Consider the following 534-nt stretch of genomic DNA (forward strand, 5'->3'; position numbering starts at 1 on the left):
CGAAAAACAATCTGATAGCTAGCTCCTTTGGTGGTGGAACCTAAAGAGCTTTATCTTCCCAAAACATCCACATCATTATCTGTCATGACTATATAGTTTCGATACGTAAAAAGGCAGCGTTCACTCAGGGATATCCGCCATGTCTTCCTTTCATTTAAGCCCGGCCAAGATGCTTCAAGCCTTGCTAGCAATGTTGCTGGACAGCCAGTCAAGCCCCTCATACAACCCCTCACCAGAGGTAGCACATGTGCTCTGGATGTACCAGTGCCGCTGGCGCAAGGAGTGCAGACCAAGCTTGTCGGTGATCTCAGCAGCGTTCATGGCATTAGGAAGATCTTGTTTGTTTGCAAACACCAGCAGCACAGCATCACGTAGCTCATCCTCGTTCAGCATCCTGTGCAGCTCATCTCTGGCTTCGACAACACGGTCCCTATCATTGCTGTCCACAACAAAGATGAGACCCTGGGTGTTCTGGAAATAGTGCCTCCACAGGGGCCTGATCTTGTCCTGACCACCAACATCCCAAACGGTGAA

1 protein-coding gene is annotated in these 534 nt (G+C 49.6%); it reads right to left on the bottom strand.

What is annotated here, in order from left to right; all coding sequences use genetic code 11:
* Nucleotides 1-174 precede the first annotated feature (174 nt).
* Nucleotides 175-534: ADP-ribosylation factor-like protein (locus NK662_RS24805; protein ID WP_254761382.1), on the bottom strand; the 360-nt coding region annotated here is incomplete at its 5' end.

The organism is Ectobacillus ponti (genome assembly GCF_024294785.1).
Lineage (GTDB): Bacteria > Bacillota > Bacilli > Bacillales > Bacillaceae_G > Ectobacillus > Ectobacillus ponti.